Annotated in this window: 16 protein-coding genes; all 16 read right to left on the bottom strand. The window is 55.6% G+C overall.

Features of this window, described 5'->3' with window-relative positions:
- Positions 1-3 precede the first annotated feature (3 nt).
- The 16 genes from HM1_RS10360 to HM1_RS10280 all read right to left on the bottom strand — a co-directional run bounded on the left by HM1_RS10360 (position 4) and on the right by HM1_RS10280 (position 21,252).
- Positions 4-351 (bottom strand): cupin domain-containing protein, encoded by a 348-nt coding sequence (locus HM1_RS10360; RefSeq protein WP_012283337.1) that lies wholly within the window; start codon positions 349-351, stop codon positions 4-6.
- 343 nt (positions 352-694) lie between these two features.
- Complete coding sequence (locus HM1_RS10355) at positions 695-925, bottom strand: hypothetical protein (RefSeq protein ID WP_148207129.1); 231 nt, start codon at positions 923-925, stop codon at positions 695-697.
- 86 nt (positions 926-1,011) lie between these two features.
- Complete coding sequence (locus HM1_RS15960; protein ID WP_012283336.1) at positions 1,012-2,532, bottom strand: DUF92 domain-containing protein; 1,521 nt, start codon at positions 2,530-2,532, stop codon at positions 1,012-1,014.
- A 696-nt stretch (positions 2,533-3,228) separates the two neighbouring features.
- Positions 3,229-3,663 (bottom strand): hypothetical protein, encoded by a 435-nt coding sequence (locus tag HM1_RS10340; RefSeq protein WP_041313736.1) that lies wholly within the window; start codon positions 3,661-3,663, stop codon positions 3,229-3,231.
- Positions 3,664-4,030: 367 nt separating this feature from the next.
- Positions 4,031-5,131, bottom strand: coding sequence for a polyamine ABC transporter substrate-binding protein (locus HM1_RS10335; RefSeq protein ID WP_236995080.1), 1,101 nt, complete (start codon positions 5,129-5,131; stop codon positions 4,031-4,033).
- Positions 5,132-5,235: 104 nt separating this feature from the next.
- Complete coding sequence (locus HM1_RS10330; RefSeq protein WP_012283332.1) at positions 5,236-6,042, bottom strand: ABC transporter permease; 807 nt, start codon at positions 6,040-6,042, stop codon at positions 5,236-5,238.
- The gene (locus tag HM1_RS15590) at positions 6,039-6,884 is read right to left on the bottom strand and encodes an ABC transporter permease (RefSeq protein ID WP_012283331.1); all 846 of its coding nucleotides are present in this window, start codon (positions 6,882-6,884) and stop codon (positions 6,039-6,041) included. The genes HM1_RS10330 and HM1_RS15590 overlap by 4 nt, the downstream gene beginning before the upstream one ends.
- The gene (locus HM1_RS10320; protein ID WP_012283330.1) at positions 6,881-7,876 is read right to left on the bottom strand and encodes an ABC transporter ATP-binding protein; all 996 of its coding nucleotides are present in this window, start codon (positions 7,874-7,876) and stop codon (positions 6,881-6,883) included. Before HM1_RS10320 ends, HM1_RS15590 begins: the two co-directional genes overlap by 4 nt.
- Positions 7,877-7,980: 104 nt before the next feature.
- Complete coding sequence (locus HM1_RS10315; protein WP_012283329.1) at positions 7,981-9,048, bottom strand: hypothetical protein; 1,068 nt, start codon at positions 9,046-9,048, stop codon at positions 7,981-7,983.
- A gap of 151 nt (positions 9,049-9,199) precedes the next feature.
- Positions 9,200-9,709 (bottom strand): CBO0543 family protein, encoded by a 510-nt coding sequence (locus tag HM1_RS10310; RefSeq protein ID WP_049754114.1) that lies wholly within the window; start codon positions 9,707-9,709, stop codon positions 9,200-9,202.
- A 290-nt stretch (positions 9,710-9,999) separates the two neighbouring features.
- Positions 10,000-13,737, bottom strand: coding sequence for a PolC-type DNA polymerase III (locus HM1_RS10305; RefSeq protein ID WP_012283326.1), 3,738 nt, complete (start codon positions 13,735-13,737; stop codon positions 10,000-10,002).
- A gap of 136 nt (positions 13,738-13,873) precedes the next feature.
- A complete protein-coding gene (locus HM1_RS10300; RefSeq protein ID WP_187147772.1) occupies positions 13,874-15,022 on the bottom strand; it encodes an MGDG synthase family glycosyltransferase in 1,149 nt (382 codons plus the stop codon).
- Positions 15,023-15,166: 144 nt separating this feature from the next.
- A complete protein-coding gene (locus HM1_RS10295) occupies positions 15,167-16,510 on the bottom strand; it encodes a PhoH family protein (protein ID WP_041315421.1) in 1,344 nt (447 codons plus the stop codon).
- A 322-nt stretch (positions 16,511-16,832) separates the two neighbouring features.
- Positions 16,833-18,455: an IS1182-like element ISHmo2 family transposase gene (locus tag HM1_RS10290; RefSeq protein ID WP_012281187.1), complete on the bottom strand. Its 1,623-nt coding sequence runs from the start codon at positions 18,453-18,455 to the stop codon at positions 16,833-16,835.
- 332 nt (positions 18,456-18,787) lie between these two features.
- Positions 18,788-19,504, bottom strand: coding sequence for a glycosyltransferase family 2 protein (locus HM1_RS10285; protein ID WP_012283323.1), 717 nt, complete (start codon positions 19,502-19,504; stop codon positions 18,788-18,790).
- 20 nt (positions 19,505-19,524) lie between these two features.
- Entirely contained in the window at positions 19,525-21,252 is a 1,728-nt protein-coding gene (locus HM1_RS10280; protein WP_012283322.1) for a proline--tRNA ligase, read from the bottom strand.
- Positions 21,253-21,343 lie beyond the last annotated feature (91 nt).

Genomic DNA, 21,343 nt, shown 5'->3' with positions numbered 1-21,343 from the left:
ACGCTACTTGTCTGCTTCCGCAGGAACAATACAGATAAAAGAAAAATCTTCTCCCGAGACGTTCATAAACTGGTGCTCTTCCCCTCCCGGTATGTAGGCGATCGAACCAGCCTGGATGGGATGCTCCTTGCCCCCTAAGAACAGCGTTCCTCGTCCTCCCACAACATAGTTGATATGGGGCCAGGGATGGCTGTGGCGTGGTGTCTGTCCGCCTTCAGACAAAGTAAACAGGCGCATCGACCAGCCGTCCCACCCCTGTGCCGGCCCGATCAGCGATTGTTTCGCCGCTTTTATGATTCCAGGTCCTTCAAGCTGAATAACCGGGATGGATGCCACATCAGAGACAAACATGGGAAGAACTCCTTTCGCTTACAACTTCCCGACGGCGCCCTAAGACATGCTGGCGCTTTCGCAACCACTATTTTACTATAAAAGCAGGCGCTTTTGTAGTAACTTTCACAAAAAATAGCTTTACTGATGGAGTATCCTAAGATATAAATCATTTAACTTTAATGGTAGGCAAGTACTGGCAAAATCGTCAGAGCCACATTCTCCTTTATGAGAAGGTTACAAAGCACAAACGCCTTGAGTCACTAGGGCAGACCGAATTTGGCTCAATGACGGTGGCGAGGTTAGCCTTGACGTATTGTATATGTAAAAGCCTCCCCGCTCATTAAGAAGGGGGAGGACTTTTTTACATAAATGCGCCAGTATGAACGATCGAATATCCATCTGCGTAAAAGGACGGGAAACCGAGAAATAAGTCCATCTTCACCAGACGCTGCGCCTCTCCTGCATCCAACGGCTGTCCTCTCGCTTCACCAATCTCATTGGGAGGCGAAGCAGAGCTGGCCTGCTGATTGTAGAGCGGACGCATCAGACCAACCCCTTCCGCCGATGGTTGTCGCCATTGAGATGGAATCATCCTTTTCACCTCCGTATGTCTTTTGTCTTTTGTGATATTCTACGCTTTCAGCGCTCCAGAATTGCCATTCCCTTTGACGGATTCGATCACATCAAAAACGAAGCGACCAGCACCGCTACCGCCGCGCCGAAACCGGAACTGAGAAAATTCACCATATCGTTGTCCATAAAGAGCAGTCCGCGACTGAACCGGTTTTTGGCCCCGCTTCGGCTTACCTTCTTTTCCGTTTCCTTTCCTGTTTCGGCGTTAACATATATGGCCTGCACAGTCGCTCCAAGCAGACTGTCAAAAAGCGATCCGCCCAAGCCGCCAGCGACAGCGGCGGGAAGGATCCACAGATAATCCGCGAGGTTCACTACACCGAGCATTATGACATCTTGAATGCCCACAAAGATCCATACGGTAAGGCCGATAAGCAATCCGCCCATCATGGTGGCAATGGTGCCTACCGCCGTGATGCCGCCGCTCGTTCCCGGCGGAACCAATCTACCGGTGGTGATCAGTCGCGGTGGACGCCGGCTCAACACACCGATCTCGGTGGCCCAAGTATCGGCGTTGACGGTAGCCATCGTTCCGATAAAGGCGGCGAAAAAGGCCGGTTCAGATGGGAAAAGAAAATGCAGCACCGCCAGCAAAGACCCGAAGCCGCCATTGGCCAGGGCTTGTCCTAGATCACGGCGGCTACCCTTATCAAACTTTTCTTCGGCCACAACGTTTTTTTGCGCCTCTTTGTACTTGGAAAGGGCCGACCCGTAGAAGAAAAAGGCGATCAAGGTGAGTCCCCATACCCAACCACCAAATCCGAAGATCAAGGTGCCGACAATGACAGCCCCTGCCACCCCGCTTCCCGAGAGGGAACGGCGCCAGTAAGCCAGCGTCCCGATCAACGCGCTCAAGGCCATTCCGAGCAGGAGCATAGACAGATCGACCTTCCAGGTCGCCAGCGCCCAGAGGGTCAGCCCCGTGCCGATGGGCACAGTGATGTTATCCAAACCGTTGAGAGAAAAGGCCTCCAGGAAAGTGGCGACTGTGGCAAGTAAAAAAGCGAGGCCCAATGCCCTGTTCCCCTCGATACCTGTATCCATCCAGAGGAGCGTAAGCAGGATCGAGAGGAAGCTAAAGGTAAACATGGCGGCGCTTCCCTCGAGACTGCGCCGGTGGTCGCCAACCTTGTACACGTGTTTACCAAAGGCCTGCCCCAATAAGGCCGCAAAAGCATCGCCCCAGGTCATGGCCATCGTGGCGGCAACGGCGATGTACACCTTCCCCTGCGGCCATAACCACAACAGCAGCGCCGTCACCGAAACGATGAAATAAACCGTTCCCGGTGTTCCCCCTGCCAGATCCATCGCCTTGATCAGACGGTAGCGGTAACTGAGATAGTTGAAGATGATGAAGGTGCAGGCTGGGATGATCCCCATGTACCAGTGGTCGAAATGGGCGACAGCCCCGACGATCCACATCCCTGCGCCGACATGAACGACCTTGCGGGTGAACTCGGCCGAATAACGACGCCATTTTTGTATCCATGTGGCCAAGAGCAACAGACTAAAAATATATGCGTAAGAAATCATCAGTCCATCGATATCATTTTGACTGATCGGCAATTCCCCTCACCCCGTGTACGCTTGATAAGCGTTTCAGTCAGGATATTCCATCGGTGTAAATCTTCTTTATGGTAACACAGGACAATGAACCAGTAAATTGAAGCGAAAAAAATGATCCTCACAAAGGAGCCGATCCCCCCACAGCGCCGTCCATCCCCGTCTAGGCGACGGAGCGGATGCAAACCTACGGCGCCCTAGGAGAAGGACGAATCATGCCCATGGTCTTGTTCTACCATCACCGGAACAAAAAGGACACTGCAACTCGCAGTGTCTGGAAGAGATAACAAATGAGATTCTCCTGGGTCAAAGGCGTGTCAAATGCGCTTCTCCTTAAATTAAGAGGCTTCACTTTGCATATTATCCTTCGATTGGTAGTGGAGACCACTCACTCCGTTGACGCGATAGGCGTCGAGACAATACTTGCAGCGCATGCTTCTCGCCGGGCATTTGGCGTCATGGACACATTCATGACAAAAATCGAATTTGCAAGTGGGATGCCATGTGCCAGAGCAATCCAGTTTGTGGTGAATGCCGCTCTGGCTGTCCTTCCATTTTGACCATTCAAACACGGGGCATTCCTCCTCAAACCAATTAGGGTCCGGATAGGTTGACTTTGGTAGCTAAGCAATTTTTTGATTACTGTTGCAGCTTTCAAACCAATCTCCCGACTTACCTATATTGGTATGTTCGTTTTTATCAGTTGACAGTCAATTTTCCGTCAATAAATTGAACCGTATATGTGGCAAAAACTCTCGTCTCGCCGGTTCGCTTGTCCACCTCTTTGACTTCCATAATCCCGTTGGCTTGCATGGTCGCTTTATATTCCCAATCCAGAAAGGAAGCAAGCTTGAGATCGACCAGTTCGGTTCTGCCGATTTCGTCCCAGTTGATCGTTCCATCGGCTTGCAATACCTTGTCTTGCTTTGCTTTGGTCTCGTCTATTTTTTGCTGTAACGCCTCCTTGAGCCGGTTGGCGATCTCGCCTTTCGATACACCCTGAACCTTGTCGATCACATCCTGTACGCCAGCCGCCTTGACTGGCTCGACTGAAGGCGTTGAACATCCAGATAAAAATAGAAAACTCCCGACGAACGCTGTCAGGAGAAGCAATCGCCGCGGAGCATGATACATGTCTATTCCCCCCTGATGCATGACAGATGATGAATGAACTTGTGAGATAATTAGCTTTTACTTCCGATGGATCGACAATTATCCTCATCAACAGCATACATCAAAGATCATCCTCAGTCTAGCCATTGTGACGAGGCGATCGACCACCTGGGGCAATTGCCAAGCACTTGATTCCCTAGTCGATTCGCCCCTTTTTCTACGGTCAGCCAGATCAACCTTGCCCCTCCTCCACCTGCGGCGCTTTCTTTCATGTCCCTCTGACGTTCAATGAGCCCAGATAAAAGCGAGGTTTCTGGAGGGGCACTTTCTTTGACCTCACCTCCTTGCAAGGGAGACGCTAGCGCGTTTGCAAAAGGCGGGCGGTTCCTTACTGTCCCGCCTTCAGTTCCGTCCAGTAACGGTCATAAAACTTCAGCATATCACCCACATCTTGGAGCCACTCACCTTTGGCGATCTCACTCTTGCTCAGGTTGATCATGGGGTTTTTCCGATACTCCTCGCTGTGCTGGGCGAAGGCTTTTTCGTTGGGGTTGCTGTAACCGATGAATTCGTAGTTCTTGACACTCACTTCCGGTTCCATCAGGTAGTTGATGAACTGCTCGGCCAGTTCCCGGTGCTTGGCACCTTTGGGAATGGCCAGGGTATCGGCCCAGATGGTGGTGCCCTCTTTGGGAATGACGAAGGCCACGTCCTTATTGTCTTTGTAGACGAAAGCGGCGTCGCCAGACCACATGGTGCCGATCCAGGCTTCTTCAGTGATGAACTTCTGCTTGATGTCATCTGTATCGAAGGCGAGCACGTTGGGCGCAAGGGTCTTCAAGTCATTGAAGGCCTTGTCCAGTTCCTTTTGGTCCTTCGTGCTGTTGGAGAAGCCATTTTTCTTGAGGGCCATGCCCAGCACTTCCCGCGAGTCGTTGAGCAGGACCAAGCGCCCCTTGTACTTGGGATTCCAAAGGTCTTGCCAACTGCTGATCGGTTCTTTCACATACTTGGTGTTGTAGGCGATGCCGGTGATACCCCAGGTGTAGACGACAGAGTGCTTGTTACCAGGGTCAAAGGCCGGCGTCTGAAAGGTGGAGACCAGGTTTTTCATGTTGGGGATGCTGTTGTGGTTCAACTCCTCCAGCAGGCCCATCTTGACCATGGCGCCCACCATGTAATCGGAGGGCTGAATGACGTCATACTGGGCACCGCCGGCCTGGAGCTTGGCCAGCAGTTCCTCGTTGCTGGAGAAGACATCATAGTTGACCTTGCAGTTGTGCTTTTTCGCAAAGTCGTCCAGCACTTCCGGCGAAAAGTTGTCGGCCCAACTGTAGATGTTAAGTACCCGTTCGCCGCCATTGGCCCCGTCCTGGCCGCCTTTCGCCTCAGGTGCCTGGGTCGTGCCACAGCCTGTCAGGACCAGGGCGAGCGTCAGCAGGCTCGCCAACAGTTTTGGGAGGGCTTTTTTCTGTTTCATCACTTTCATCCGATTCACCGATATCATCCTCCTCTAAAAAATTGCTCTGCTGTGAAATGCCGTGGCGCGTACGTTTGTCCGGGTTGCGCCTCTATATCCGTCCTGAATCAGGCCTAAAAGGGCATCTGCCGCGGCGAACCGTCATCGCGGTCCTTGTTTTGCAGCCACTGAACCAACACCACAAGAAGGACGATGACTGCGATCAGGATCGCCGAGAGGGCATTGATCTCCGGCGAGATGCCCCGCTTCACCATGCCGTAGATGTAGAGCGTCAACGTCGTCGAGTTGGGTCCGGCCACAAAAAAGCTGATCACAAAATCATCGATGGACAGGGTAAAGGCGAGAAGCGCCCCGGCGATGATTCCCGGCGAGATCAGCGGCAATGTCACGTAACGAAAGGTCTGCCAGGGGGAAGCTCCCAGGTCTTGCGCTGCTTCTTCCAGTTCGTTGCCCATCCCCTCCAAGCGGGCCGTCACGATGACAACGACAAAGGAGATGCAAAAGGTGATGTGCGCGATGATGATCGTCAACTTCCCCAGCGGCAACGCCAGTTGACTGAAGAGGACCAGCAGTGATAAACCCATGACGATCTCCGGAACGAGGATCGGCAGGTAGATTAAGCTGTTGATCGCCCCTTGCAACCGAAAGCGGTAGCGGTGTAAGGCCAGGGCGACGCTCGTGCCCATGACGGTGGAGATTGCCGTCGAGATGAAACCAATGAGCAGGCTGTTTTCCAAGGCAGTCAGCACCTGCCTATTGTGGAGAAGCGAGAGGTACCACTTGATCGTCCAGCCGGTCCATTGAGCGTTGATGCGCGATTCATTGAAGGAATAGAGGACCAGGACGACGATCGGTATGTACAAAAAGGCCAGCACAGCCAGGGAGTAGGCGATGAGCAGGTGGTGGCGCAAGCCTCTCACTGACGCCCCCCCTTTCCTTTTTGCGCTTCCACGACGCGGTAGTAGAGAAAGATCAACACCAGCGAGAACAGGGTCAACAATATCGAAAGGGCGGAACCAAAGGGCCAGTCGCGCGCCGAGAGAAACTGATTCTGAATCAAGTTGCCAATCAGAGCCGATTTGGCACCGCCCATGATGTCTGGAACGACAAACATCCCCAGCGACGAAACAAAGACCAGGATCGAGCCGGCAACGATGCCGGGCAGAGTCAAGGGCAGCGTCACATGTCGGAAGGTCTGCCATGGCGTCCCTCCCAGGTCGTAAGAGGCTTCCAGAAGCCGCCGGTCAAGCTGCTCCAGCGACACATAGACAGGCAACACCATAAAGGGCAAGTGGGTATAAACCATGCCCAGTTGGACTGCCGCCGGGTTGTAGAGCAGGTTCAAGGGCTGGTCGATGAAGCCAGCGGTGATCAGGAAGGTGTTCAACAAGCCCTGGCTGCGGAGAATCACCACCCAGGCGTAGGAACGGATCAAAAAGTTGATCCAAAAAGGCACCATCACCATAAGCAGCCACACATTCTGCCAGGAACGGTTCATGCGGACGATCCGATAAGCCAGCGGATAACCTAACAGGAAAGTCAGCGCCGTTGTCACGGCAGCCATCTCGATGGTGTCCCAGAGGATGTTGATGTACAAGGGCTCAAAAAAACGCCGATAGTTCTCTAGGGTGAACTGGTAGAGGATCTCCCCGTAGTTCCCTCGCGAGCACAGCGAGATGACGACAACAAAGAGAAGCGGGACAAAAAAGAAGCCGATGAGCCACCCCAGGGCGGGCAAGGCCAGCCATCGTCCTTTGTTCATCGGCGCAACCTCACCTCATCCTGAGGCGCCCAGGCGATGCCGACCCGCTCCCCCACCTTCCATTTCCGCAGGTCGTCAAAGTACTGGTAGGTCAGGACCAGCGCGCCGTCATCAAGGCGGACAAAGACCTTGTCCATGGTGCCGTGAAAGACGACCTCCTCGATCACACCCCGACGCAGGCGCACCGGATCCGGCCCGCTCTCACCAGCGCTGATATCATAATGGTTGATCTTTTCAGGTCGGACCGCGTAATCGACTTCCCCCTGCCGGAAGATATTGTTCTCGCCGATGAACTTAGCTGCAAAGAGACTTTCCGGAGCATGGTAGACCTCATGGACTGTCCCCAGTTGCTCGATCTTGCCCCGGTTCATGATCAGGATCCGGTCTGACATGGTGATGGCCTCTTCCTGATCGTGGGTCACATAGACGAAGGTGAGACCAAGTCTTTTCTGCAGATTTTTCAGTTCCAACTGCAAGTTTTTACGCAGTTGGTAGTCGAGGGCGCCGAGGGGCTCGTCCAGCAGGAGCACCTTGGGGTTGTTGACGATGGCCCGGGCAATTGCCACCCGCTGCTGCTGGCCGCCGGACAGTTGTTTCGGCTTGCGCCGCCGGAACTCCCCCAGCTGGGTCAGATGGATCACTTCGTCGATCCGCCGATCCTGCTCCGCTTGAGGCACCTGCTTCATCTTCAGGCCAAAGCGGATGTTCTCCTCCACCGTCATGTGCGGGAACAGGGCATAGTGCTGGAAGATCATGTTCACATCGCGCCGGTAAGGCGGCAAGTGGGCCATCGGCTGTCCGTCCAAAAAAACCTCACCCCCTGTCGGCGTTTCCAGGCCGGCAATGATCCGGAGCAAGGTCGTCTTCCCGCAACCGCTGGGGCCGAGGAGAGTGAAAAACTCTCCCTCATGGATCTCCAGTGAAATAGGCGAGAGTACCTGATTGCCATCAAATGCTTTCTCTACGTTATGTAGCCTAATCATTACTTTCATTTGCCCAATCCATCGCTCCAACAGTCTTTTTTTCGCAATTCCATCTTCTCATTCGAAACCCCATGTCGTATTTTAACACTTTTTGTTGCAAAAAAGACGATTCGTTATTTAAAGATCTTTTCGCTCAAGCTCATGAGCACCTCGAAAACGATCAACCCGATGATGGCTAATTCCAAGAGCATCGACCGGTGATTGACAACCTCGTCATTGAGAAGGGAATAGTTGTTGGCGATGACCGAGAGCTTGTGCTTGATACTGTCCATCCAAACCGATGTGCGCAGGATGCCGGTGGCCGCCGCGTAGACACGGGCGTAAAAGATATCTTCGGTCACCTTGATGGCGTTCTGGATCTTCTCGGTCACTTCGTTGATGTCGATGACCAGTTCCATATAGGATTTCATGATCTTGCGGTACTGGCGCAGGCGTGAATACCAGTTGTCTCGGTCGGCGCGGTCGATATCATCGTACATCTGGTTCATCTCGCCGGACAGGAGCTCGTCGTAATAGCGCAGTTCCACCAGTTGGGTCAAGGCAAATTCGATCAGGTCGGGGATGTCGGTGCTCCCCTCGGCGTCATAGACGAGAGCCGAATCCCAGGTGAGGATGGCATGATCCTTCCGGCCGTAGGCGAAGGAGTTCTTCATCGTCTCCTGACGCATCTGGGCGCTGACCGTCTCCCGCTCGGCCAGCAGCACCGGCACCGGATCCCAGTTCTCCCGCCAGCGGCGAAAGAAAAAGAGGGTGAAATCCTCCTCCACCTTCCCTTCGTGGAGCGGCTCCATGGCGCCGGCCAATGTGCTCGTTACAGAATCACGCCACTGGTGAAAGAGCGCCTCCAAGTCGTCAAGGTTGTAGAGAGCCACCGACAAGTCCAAGAGTTGTTCATAGGTGAGGTCCTCGGGAAGGATGATCTGCAGGATCAGGCTGACGACGCCCAGGTCATAGACGCGTGCCACCACCTGTCCTTTATAAAGACGCCCTTCAATAGGGATCTCCCAGGTCCCCAGTTCCATCGATACCGGCGGGTTCTCGATGATGATCGACTTCGGCCGCACCCTGGACAGGCGCATGCGGCTCGTCGGTTTCTCCTTCATGAACAAGGCTTGCACCAGGCCAAGATCGAACTCTTTGGCCACTTCATAGATGCGGTAGAGCCAGATAGAGTCTTGCATGGGTTGACGATTCCCCGCTTTCGATCGCCCAAGTATGGGCGGACACATTCTGCCCTATTGTCAGGATATCTTTTTTTCGAAAAGGAAGTCAAAAGGAATGAGAAAAAATTAATCTAGTCAATCTTAAATTAATGCTTCACCGCCATCTTGTTCACCTCCGGGGTCTAGGATCCTCCGCAACGGGCACAGCCTTGCTGGTGAAATCACCTCGAAACCACCGGTAGAAGTAACGGGAAGCCAGAAAGGTCAGAAATAAGGTGATCCAAGTCCAAGGCCAGCCCCAATGAATGTACTCGATGAGCTTTGTATACTTTTGCAGGAATGCCTCGAATATCGTAATACCTGTGGTAAAGACGAAGTAATGAATTGCTTTTCTGATGAAGCTGCCCTGTTCCGGATAGTATAGGTTGAACAACACGCAGAGGCCGGGGTAGATGTAGAATTCAAAGGTAAAGCTGGTTTTTATGGCATTAGCGAATAAGCGTACAGGATAGGCGATCAGGTTCCACTGCACGACGAGGATGCCGAAAAACCAAGTAAGCACCTGTTTGAAGAAAAAAACAACCATGGCGTCTCTGATTTTTTCCTTCGGCACGAGCAAAAACAAGGCGATCGTCATGACTAGCCAGGCTGCGGCTTCGATTATCCCTTCAATTGACATGGGGGAGCCTCCAAAAGACGAACTCATTATGGGAGTATTCCCTATGCCTTTCTAAATTACTCGAAGAGTTCAAGCGGGCTCTCTCTTATTCGGTTCAAGAAAGAGGAATCAGCATTCGTCAAAGGCTCCTCCCTGTTCGGCAGTGGAATCACGAAGGTCGTCGACAGCACAGAGGATTTTGAAATGAAAAAGAGGGAATGACCCGGTTCGGCAGACCATTCCCTCTTTCATTATCAACTATCTAACTAAAGGCCGGCACAAGGACTCTTGATCAAATTGCCTATGGAACATCAGAACAAACATAACTGATCTGTCTCACACATCCCGTCCAAAGTCCCATGCTTCTGCAATGCCTCGATCACCGTCTTGCTCACCCGGCTCCGCACCCGCAAATCCTCGATCGATGAAAAGGGCCCCTCCTCCCGGGCGGCCATGATGTTCTGGGCGGCAGTGGCGCCGACGCCAGGAAGACTGCCGATAGGCGGCAGGAGGCCTTCCGGTTCAATGATAAACTTGGTGGCGTGAGAGCGGTCCAGGTTCACCCGTTGCAAGTGGATGCCTCGCTCGTACATCTCCAGGGCGAGTTCGAGGATGGTCTGCAGGTTCTTTTCCTTGGCGGTGGCCTCGTTGCCCTTGCGCTCAATCTCCTCAATAGTCCTGCGCACATGGGCCGAGCCCTGACAGATCAGGTCGGCGTCAAATTCATCGGCCCGGACGGTGAAGAAGGAGGCGTAGAAGGCTTCCGGATAGTAGACCTTGAACCAGGCGATGCGGAAGGCCATCGTCACATAGGCGACGGCGTGGGCTTTGGGGAACATATATTTGATCTTTTTGCAGGACTCGATGTACCACTCAGGCACCTTGTTTTCCCGCATCAGTTGCTCGTCGTCGGCTTTGACGCCCTTGCCCTTTCGGACGCCCTCCATGATTGAGAAGGCTTTTTTCGGCGGCAGACCCCGGTACATGAGGTAGATCATGATGTCATCCCGCGTAGAGATGGCCTCTCCGGTCTTGCAGATGCCGCTCTTGATCAGGTCCTGGGCGTTGTTGAGCCACACGTCGGTGCCGTGGGAGAAGCCGGAGATGCGGACTAAGTCGGAGAAGGTCTTCGGCTTCGTATCCTCCAGCATCTGGCGGACGAACTTGGTGCCGAACTCGGGGATGCCGTAGGTGCCGGTGTTGGAGCGGATCTGCTCGGGCGTGACGCCAAGGGCCTCGGTGCTGCAAAAGAGGGACATGGTTTTGGCGTCATCCAGCGGGATTCCTTTGGCGTTGACACCCGTCAGGTCTTCGAGCATCTTGATCACCGTCGGGTCATCGTGGCCGAGGATGTCCAATTTGACGAGGCGGCTCGAAATAGAGTGGTAGTCGAAGTGCGTCGTGATCGTCTCCGACTTGGTGTCGTCGGCGGGGCGCTGAAGAGGGGTAAAGTCATGGATGTCGCCGTAACGGGGCACGACCATCAGACCGCCGGGGTGCTGGCCTGTGGTACGTTTGACGCCGGTACAGCCGCTGACAAGCCGGCTCAGTTCGGCGCTGCGGACGGGGATCTTCTTTTCGTCCAAGTAGTTTTTGACGAAGCCATAGGCGGTCCGCTCAGCGATGGTGGCGATGGTGCCGGCCCGGAAAACGTAATCCTTGCCGAAGAGCTCTTCCGTGAACTTGTGCGCTCGCGGCTGGTACTCGCCGGAGAAATTCAAATCGATATCAGGCACCTTGTCGCCTTCGAAGCCCAAGAAGGTCTCGAAGGGGATGTCGTGGCCGTCTTTGATCAGCAGTTGGCCGCAGCGGGGGCAGTTTTTGTCGGGCAGGTCAGCGCCGCAACCGATGGAGCCGTCCATGATGAATTCAGAGTGCTTGCAGTGGCCGCAACGGTAATGGGGCGGCAGAGGGTTGACCTCGGTGATGCCAGTGAAAGTGGCCACCAGGGACGATCCGACAGAACCCCGAGAGCCGACAAGGTAGCCGTCGTCATTCGATTTTTTCACCAGCTTGTGGGCGATGAGATAGAGAACGGAGAAACCGTTGGAGATGATCGAGTGCAGTTCCTTGTCGACGCGCTTGCGGACCACCTCGGGCAATGGGTCGCCGTAAAGCTCCGCCGCCATCCCTTCTGTCATCTCCCGGATCTGGTCCTCGGCGCCATCGATGATGGGCGGGAAAAACTCGTCGGGGATCGGTTTGATCTCCTCGACCATGTCGGCGATGAGACGCGGGTTGTCGATGACGCAGCGCTTGGCGTCGGCCTCGCCGAGGTAGTGGAATTCGGCCAACATCTCATCGGTCGTGCGCAGGTAAAGGGGCGCCTGGTCGTCGGCGTCGGCAAAGCCCTTGCCGGCCATCAGGATACGGCGGTAGCACTCGTCACGCGGTTCCAGAAAGTGCACGTCGCCAGTGGCCACGATAGGCTTTCCCACCTCGTCGGCGATGCGCAGAGCCCGGCGGTTAAGATCGCGAAGGGCCTCTTCGGAGGGAACCTCCCCTTTTTTGTATAAAAAAAGGTTGTTGCCGATGGGCTGGATCTCTACATAGTCGTAAAAAGCGGCGATCCGCTTCAGGTCGTCATCGCTGGCACCTTTGCGCATCGCCGAAAACAATTCGCCGGCCTCGCAGGCGCTGCCCAGGATCAGGCCCTCGCGGTGTTCTTCCAGGATCTTTCTGGGGATGCGGGGACGCCGTTCAAAGTACTCCAGGTGGGACTTGGTGATCAACTTGTAGAGGTTTTTCAAGCCTGTCATGTTTTTGACGAGGATGATGATGTGCCATGATTTGAGCTTCTCGCCGTTCGGCGCTGGCATCTCCTCGACAAGGTAGCCCTCGACGCCGTAGATGACCTTGATCTTGAGTTTGCGGCTCGCCTCGAAGGCTTCCGGGAAGGCTTGGACAACGCCGTGGTCGGTGATGGCGATGGCCGGGTGGCCCCAGTAGGCGGCCCGCGCGACCAGGTCTTTGGCGGAGACGAGGCCGTCCATAGAACTCATCTTTGTGTGGGCATGGAGCTCGACGCGCTTCTCGGCGGCATTGTCGGGCCGGATGACGGCCTTGTGGCTGTTGATGTCGCGGGCCAGCACGGTCAGCTCCTGCTGCCACTTATCGAATTGCACCGAGCCGCGCACCTTCACCCAGGCGCCGTTTTTGAGGCGGCCGTCGTCGGTGATGTTTTCTTTTTCGCCCTCGAAGACCTTGACGGTGATCGAATCAGTTTCGTCGGTCATGTGGAAGGTGACAAGGCGGCGACCCGATTTCAGATCCCGTGTCTCTAGTCCGAAAACGCGGCCTTCGATGACGACGCTCTTCTCCTCGTCCTGGATGTCCCGGATCGGCATGAATGTCCTGTCGCCGATGGTTTTGCCGTAGATCTCGCCGGCAGGGGCGGAGCCTTTGTCTCCTGCTTCGCTCCCTCCGCCGCTGGTCCCGCCCTTTCCGTTGACCTCGGCGGCAGCCCTGAGCTGCTCTGCCAGGAGGCGTTTTTCCTCCTCTTCCTGGGCGAGCAGGTATTCGTCGTTCATCTGCGGTTCCGCCTCTTCCAATATGACGGGAAGGCGGACACCGAAAAGGCGATCGGCCGTCTCGGCCAGGTCGCGGTCGACGCGGCGGCTGCGCAACCAGTTGGCCTGGGCCGGGTCGACAGTGAGGACGAGGCCATCGTTGCGCAGGCGGGGTTGCGCTTTTATCAAGGCTTTGCGCACGCCGGGGCGGCTTTCGGGCACGGCAGCGCGGACCAAGCACTCCCAGTAGGCGTCGACCAGTTGCTGCGGCTCCTCCAAGGGACATTCGATATGTACGGACAGTTCCCGAAGCCCCGGAACGGCTGCGTGGATCTTGTCGCGAAAAGCCCGAAGCTCGTCATCGTTCCAAGGTTGGCAGGCTCGCGCGACGATGGTCCAGGCGGCCTTTTGCCGCTGTACGGTGACGCGGCAGACGGAAAAGGGCGCATGCGTCGGCGCCGGATTGTTCCCCTGAAAACCGATTGCGCCTGCGCCCGTCCCCACTGGACCGGATGAGCCGGGCGAAAGGGTGTCAGGCATTGTGGCCACTCGAGTACCCCCAATACCGAAATACAGTCGTGTCTTACGAAAAAACCTTGTTGTCGCTATGTGATCCGCTCCACGGCGGCCTGTTCAGCAGGGCGCTGCCGCCTATCTCCGCAATTTCATTCACGGTTCAGCCGATCAGCTTCGCCACATCGGCAGCCACCGCGTCGGCGGCAAAGACGTTGCCCAACCGACGAGCCGCCTCGCGGCGCTTCTCCAATTCCCTCTCGTCGGCAAGGATCGCCTCGACTTGGGCGATGAGCTCCTCCTCTTTGACCTCCCAGGCGCTGTGGTGACGGATAAGGAAGCGCTGGTTGACCTCCTCATGGCCGGGCAGGGGCGGGAAGAGGATTTGCGGCAGGCCCATGGCGAGCGCCTCCGACGAGGACAGACCGCCCGGTTTGGTGATGAACAGGTCGCTGCAGGCCATCAGCGCCGGCACCCGGTCGGTGAAACCCAGGACGACGAGCCGTTCCGGCGGCGCGATGATCGTCCGAAGGCGCCTCTCCAGGTCTTCGTTGCGACCGGCGATAACGACGATCTGCATGTCAGCCAGGGACGCCTTGAGCAGCCCGCGGACCCAGTCTTCAACGGGACCGAGGCCGAGCCCGCCTCCCATGACGAGCAGCCGTCGCCTTGACGGTGAAAGGCCCAACTGCGCCTCTGCCTCGCTGCGGGACAAACGGGCGGCCTGCTGGAAGGACTGATCGATGGGGATGCCGGTCACCTGTCCCCGCTCCCGATCCAATCCGTAGGAAGCCAGTTCGTCCAGGAGCGCCTCTCCGGCCACGTAGTAGCGGTGGACGCCTGGAAAAGCCCAGAAGGGATGGATGCAGAAATCGGTGACTACGCCGGCCAAGGGCTGCTTCAACCACCCTTTTTCCTGGAAGCGGCAGAGCACCCCCATCGGAAAGGGATGGGTACAAAGGATCGCCTTCGGCTGGCTCCGGCGGATCAAGTCAGCCATTCCCTCGCCGATAAATGCCTCCAGGTAGGCTGTCATCAGTTGTTGCCCCAAAAAACCAGCCTTGGGCCGGGCTGCCGAATAATAGAGAAAGCGGTAAAGGGACGGCGCCAGTTGGAGCACACGGAGGTAGGTGCCGATAACGGAGGCAAAGACCCAGTGAGGACCGAAAGCGAAGGCATCTTCGATCCGGGCGGTCATGCCGCGACAGGCCAGCGCCTTGGCGACGGCCTGCGCCGCCCGGCCATGGCCTGTGCCGGCCTCGACGGACAGGATCAGCACATCTGTTTGTTCACGCGATGCATCTGTCTTCATGTCTTCCTGTTTCTCCAATGTTCTCCGCAACCGTAGAAAATCCATTGTCGCATAAAACAGGTGGCCCCCCAGGGCCACCCCTCTTTTTTGATTTTACCATGTTGTTTCTCTTCGCTCAAGGCAGGGATGCCTCTGGTTGCCCGGCTACAAGAGGTCCGCCGCCAGTTGGGCCAGCCGCGACCGTTCGCCCTTGGTGAGCACCACATGGCCGGCCGCCTCCTGGTGCTTGAATTTTTCCACCAGATAGACGAGACCGTTGTTCGTTTCATCGAGATAAGGCGCGTCGATCTGCTGCGGATCGCCCATGATGACAATTTTGCTGTTCTCCCCCACGCGGGAGACGATGGTCTTGATCTCGTGTTTGGAGAGGTTCTGGGCCTCGTCGATGATGATGAACTGCTTGGGGATGCTGCGTCCCCGGATATAAGACAGGGCTTCCACTTGGATGGTTCCGTACTCCTCCAAGATATCTTTCATCATATCGCTCTTGGAACCGAGCAGGAATTCCAGATTATCGTAAATCGGTTGCATCCACGGACGCAGCTTGTCGTCGATCTCGCCGGGGAGTGCACCCATATCCCGCCCCATCGGCACGACCGGCTTAGAGACGAGGATCTTTTTATAGCGTTCCTCGTCCATCGTTTTATGGAGGGCAGAGGCCAGCGCCAGCAGGGTCTTGCCGGTGCCCGCTTTGCCGCAGATGGTGACAAGGGGGATGTTGTCGTCCAGCAGCAGGCGCAAGGCCATCTTCTGCTGCGCATTGCGGGGGGTCACGCCCCAGACCGACGGGGTGGACGGCGGCACCAGCGTCATCTCCCGACAATCACCGCCGACCTGGACGATGGCGGAACGACTCGAACCCAAGGCATCGCGCAAGATGGCGAACTCGTGGGGACACCAAGGAATGCCGGCCAGCAAGGGCTCTTCCTTGGGGGCGATCGACTGTCCCCTGTAAAGCCGGTCGATCAGCCAGGCCGGGACGGTCAATTCGCGAAAACCCATAAAGAGGTCGCGGTCGTAGGCCACTCGATCCCGTTTGTATTCCTGGGCTTCAATGCCCAACACATCGGCCTTGATGCGCACAATGGCGTCGTTGGAGACAATGATCACCGGTCTCCCCTTGCCGCCCCGAAGTGCCTCTTCTTTTTTCAAATTGAAGGCCACAGAGAGGATGCGGTTGTCATTGGTGGCTGGCTGAAAAGCCTCAGGAAAACCGGACAGATCGCGATGGTTGAGTTCCACCCGCAAGAGGCCGCCATCGGGAAGTGGAACCCCCACATGGAGAAAACCTTTGTCTCTCATCCCGTCAATCAACCGGGAAGCCAGGCGGGCGCTGCGCCCGATCTCGTCCTGAAATCTCTTTTTTCCATCCAACTCTTCGATAACAGCCGCCGGAATCACCACGTCGTTATCGTGAAACCCGAAAATCGCTTCGGGGTCCTGCAGAAGCACGTTGGTGTCAAGGATGTAGATCTTGAGATCTTCCAATGTGCCAGCCGCCTTTCCCTGTTGGTTTTTCTTGCGCGCCCCCGCGCCACCTTGTCTTGCTGCCTTGCCGGTCACCCCTTAAAGCTGTCCCTTTTCACCCATTTCACTGCATCGATCATTTCCACAAAGCCGACGCCTCCTCCTGGGCGGGAGTTGTTAAGTTCCCATTAGAGGCCGTCTAGAAAATAAGCAAATTCCCTAGCCAGCCCTTGCAAAAGCATGATTTTTTAATACAAACAGCAAAAAACTAGAGTCTTTTTATCGGTCTCACCGGCCCTTTTTGAGGATTTTCCTCAAAAAGGGCAGATCTCCCCCTTGCACCTTATGCGGCTTTTTTGAAAGCAACACCGCGTAAGGCACTCACCTCCAACACCATGGTTGCATTCTTATCATTTCGTAGACGGTTGAGTTTTTGAAAGTTCGCCGCTAACGCGCTGAGCCGGGCGGCATAAGCCAGATTTCGTTTTCCGATACGGCGAACCCGGCGCAGTCCGTAACGGTTGACCAGTTCATTTTGCTTGGCTTCGATGCGGCTGCGAAGACGCATCTGTTCCTTATAGATTTTCGTTTGGGAGTGCTTTGCCGCCTCGAGCATGACACCATAGGCGTTGTGAATAAAAATCGTGCGCCGATGTTTCTTTTCTTTAAAACAGGTCGTGTAACGAGGGCAGTGCTTGCAATCATGGTCCTTGGCGCGAAGCACGAAGTTCTTCCCATCTGCCACTTCCGAATAGGTGGTGATGACTTTTCCTCTCGGGCAGATCAGTTGTGTTTGGTCTTCGGAAACTTGAAATCCCTCGCCCGCGAGGATATCACATTTTGTCTTTGGTGAAAGTGGCGCCACTACGTCAATGCCTTTTTCCTTGAGGGTGACACGGTCATCGCCCGCACCATAGTGGGTATCTCCAATGATCGTCGGGTTTTCTACACAATCGGTGGGAAGCTGATCCGCTAACGGCACCAGACTGGAGCCGTCATAGTCGTTGGCTTTCATGGCCTCGGCGGCGGCGATAAATCCGGAATTTCCGACTTCGACGATGGCCATCTTATACCCGCGCCATTTCGTCTTGCCCTTACAACCGAAACGGGCTTCGCTGTCTACAGCCGAAACTATCATATCTTTGACAGAACCGCCGGGGGCTATCTCAAGAGTTCCATCATCTTTCCGAATGATTCGTTCACGGAGGATACGGCAAAGCAAAAGGGCGTAATGAATGACATCGGGCTTCTTCTTCCACGAAGCCTCCGATGACTCCACGTAGGCCAGCAGTTCGTCAGCCTCGCTGACCACTTCAACAAGCCGTTCCATTTTGGCCTTATCGTCCAGGTTATGCTCTTTCACTTCCGTCACTGTTTCCAGGTAACGTACCGCCCGAGGGGCATGGGGGATTGCATGCCATGGAACACTGTATTGCTTCGCCAAAAGACGCACCAACAGGCGCATGGCTTGGCGGATCAGTTCGATGGTCGTGGGGGCACTGATGGGAGCTATGACATGGGTCGTGTCCGTTATCCAAGGTTCTTTCCCTGTCAAAACGCCCAGGTAGTACATCAACCGGATAAAGCGATCGAGATAGACCTTATCAAGTTCCTTTTGGATGAGCCGTTGCCGGTGGACGCCAAAATTGGCGTGATCAATGCCCGGTTCATCGAGGGCCATTCCTAACGCAAACTTGACCTCGATGTTCACACGTGTCTGTGCTTCCATCCCCCGGTCTGTTTCGCCCAGCATTTCCTGTAACATGCAGGCCATCGTCATCTGCCGGGCCGCATGACTGGGACGTCCGTTGTCAAGGCAATAGAGACCTGTAAAATCCTCCGGTTGTATTAATAGGGGCGCCAATTCACGAAACAGGCGAAAGACGGAATCGGCAGGCACAAGTTGGTCCCAGAGGGCTGCAAAGTCGTAAAAGCTAACTTGGGGGTCCACATCGAATCGAAACAAGGTACATCGCCTCGCTATAAACAGTCTTTGTACCTATATCCTTCGACGCGAAGAGTCGAATTCCCTTTAAATTCCACCAATTTCCATATAAAAACGTCTTGCTTTTTGCCCTCTCTTGAGGGGGTTTTTAGACAGACTCCATTAATAGAGCTTACGTGAAAGAGCGGTAAAGAAGACAAGGAACCTGCAAAAGGTTGTCTAGATGGCCTTTGTCGAATGCCCTTGTCTGCGCTGTCTAAGTGAACCTCGGAAAGTAAAAAGAAAAGAAGGCCTACACACCTTCCCTCGCTTTCCGATGATCGTTTTTACAATATCTGGTGAGAAGAGGTATTTTACCCTCTTCTGTCAGTCCTGCGCTCACGCTCCAGGATAACCGAACCGACCTCCCAGTACATCTTCATCCGCGCCTTGAATCCCTCGACCAACCCCAGCTTCTCTTCCTTCATGCGATGTGTCAGCCCGAACAGGAAGACCACTTGGCTGCGCAGGTGGGGACGGTCCCGGAAATGGCGGGTTATGGCTACCTCCACACCATAGCGGGTATCGGCCAAGGCATACACATCCAAAAGGATCTCTTTTTTGATCGCCCGCTGTCCTGACAGGTAGGGCGCCACCATCTGGGCAAGGTCGGTCGCCGAGCGACCCTGTTCGAAGATGCCGACAGCCATATCTGCCTTGTTTTCTAATACGGGTCTAGCCAGGTGGACGATGTGTTCCGGCCGAAGGCCGATCAAGTCGGCGTCAAGAAAAAGCAACACCGGATGATAAGCGGCAAGGGCGCCGGCCTTCATGGCGGCGCCCTTGCCGCTGTTTTCGGGAAGTTCAAGCACCCGGGCGCCGGCCGCCTGCGCCTGTGATGCCGTTTGATCCTCCGAGCCGTCGTTGACGACGATCACGTCATCCCGATAAGGAGAAGCAAGAGCGGCTCGAACAACGTCAGCCACAGTGCGTTCCTCATTATAAGCCGGAATGATCACGGAGAGAGACAAAAGCTTCACCTCTTGGTCAGTAATAGGGCCGAGCGGTGTGTTTTGAAAGCCGCCCTTCATTGGGCAGCGAGTCTCATCACTTAACTAACGGGCGTCGCTTCCATTTGCTCCCGGATCAGCGCCTGCACCTGGGCAACCACGTCCTCCCGGGAGGCAGTGAACTGCTCGCCGCCTCGGCGCAGCTTGACCTCCACCACACCGTCACTGGCCAGCTTGTTACCGACGGTGATGCGGACAGGGATGCCGATCAGGTCAGCGTCCTTGAACTTGACGCCGGCTCGTTCGGGCCGGTCATCGAGCAATGTGTCGACGCCCTTGGCAATAAGTTCCTTATAAATGGCCTCAGCAGCCTCCATCTGGGCGGCGTCTTTGTTCGAGACGGGCACGACGAGGACCTGAAAGGGGGCAATGGCCATGGGCCAGACGATGCCGTTGTCATCATGGTTCTGCTCGATGGCAGCCGCCATGGTGCGGCTGACGCCGACGCCGTAGCAGCCCATCACCATCAGGTTTTCCTGGCCTTTTTCGTCGAGGAAGGTGCAGTTCAGGGCCTTCGAGTATTTGGTGCCCAGCTTGAAGACCTGACCCACCTCGATGCCGCGGGCCTTTTTGAGGGGAGCACCGCACTGGGGACAAGGTTCACCCGCCTGAACGAGTCGCAGATCGGCCGTCGCTATGACGGTGAAGTCCCTCCCAGGGCAGACATGAATCAGATGGGCGCCCGGCGCATTGGCACCGGCGACGGCCCGCGTCATTGCCATCACCTCAGGATCGGCGTAAATGGGGATCTCCTCGATGCCAACAGGGCCAAGGAAACCGGCGCCGCCAGGGCTGACCTCCCGACATTCTTCCTCAGTGGCCATGCGGAGATCGAGGCAGCCGAGGAGGTTTTTCAGCTTGACTTCATTGATCTCCCGGTCGCCGCGGATCAGCGCCATGACGAGGTCGTCGTCAGCGCGGAAGACCATTGTCTTGATCGTGTCTGCCGGGGCGACTTTGAGGAAGTTGCAGACCTCTTCGATCGTCTTCTGATCCGGCGTGGCCACCTGCTCCACCGGCAGCGGCGGCAGACCCGGCGTCACCTGAGGTTTGCACTCGGCCTTCTCCGTATTGGCGGCGTAATCGCAGGCGTCACAATAGACGATCTCCGCCTCGCCCGATTCGGCGAGGACCATGAACTCATGGGAGCCGCCGGTGCCGCCGATGGCGCCCGGATCGGCCTCAACAGGGCGGAAGGTGAGGCCGCAGCGGCGGAATATGTTCACATAAGCCTGGTACATTTTCATGTAAGATTCATGCAAACCCGCTTCGTCGCGATCAAAGGAGTAGAGGTCCTTCATGATGAATTCGCGGCCTCGCATCAGGCCGAAGCGGGGGCGACGCTCGTCCCGATACTTGTTGGTGATGTGATAGAGCAGCATCGGCAGGTCCCGGTAGGAGGAGACGTTGTTTTTGACCAGATCGGTGATGCTCTCCTCATGGGTCGGGCTAAGGCAGAAATCGCGCTGATGCCGATCTTTCAGACGGAAGAGTTCGTCGCCATAGACGTGCCAGCGGCCTGACTGGAGCCAGATCTCCGCCGGCTGGATGATCGGCATCAGCAGTTCCTGTCCGCCGGCAGCGTTCATCTCCTCGCGGACGATAGCCATGATCCGCTGAAGCACCCGTTGACCCAACGGGAGGTAGTGGTACACGCCGGCTGAGGAGCGACGGATGAAGCCGGCCCGCAGCAGCAATTGATGGCTGATGACTTCGGCTTCCGCCGGTATTTCCCGCAAAGTGGGGGCAAAAAGTCGCGACATGCGCACGGTGTCGTCACACTCCACAGTATTTCTGGAGACAGTTCTCTTTTTTATGTATTACATTTTTGGTTTTTGTCTTTGCTTTGACCGCGCATCG

It is taken from the genome of Heliomicrobium modesticaldum Ice1 (assembly GCF_000019165.1).
Taxonomy (GTDB): domain Bacteria; phylum Bacillota; class Desulfitobacteriia; order Heliobacteriales; family Heliobacteriaceae; genus Heliomicrobium; species Heliomicrobium modesticaldum.
The sequence above is the reverse complement of the archived record's forward strand: the minus strand, read 5'-3'. Positions and strand labels throughout refer to the sequence as shown.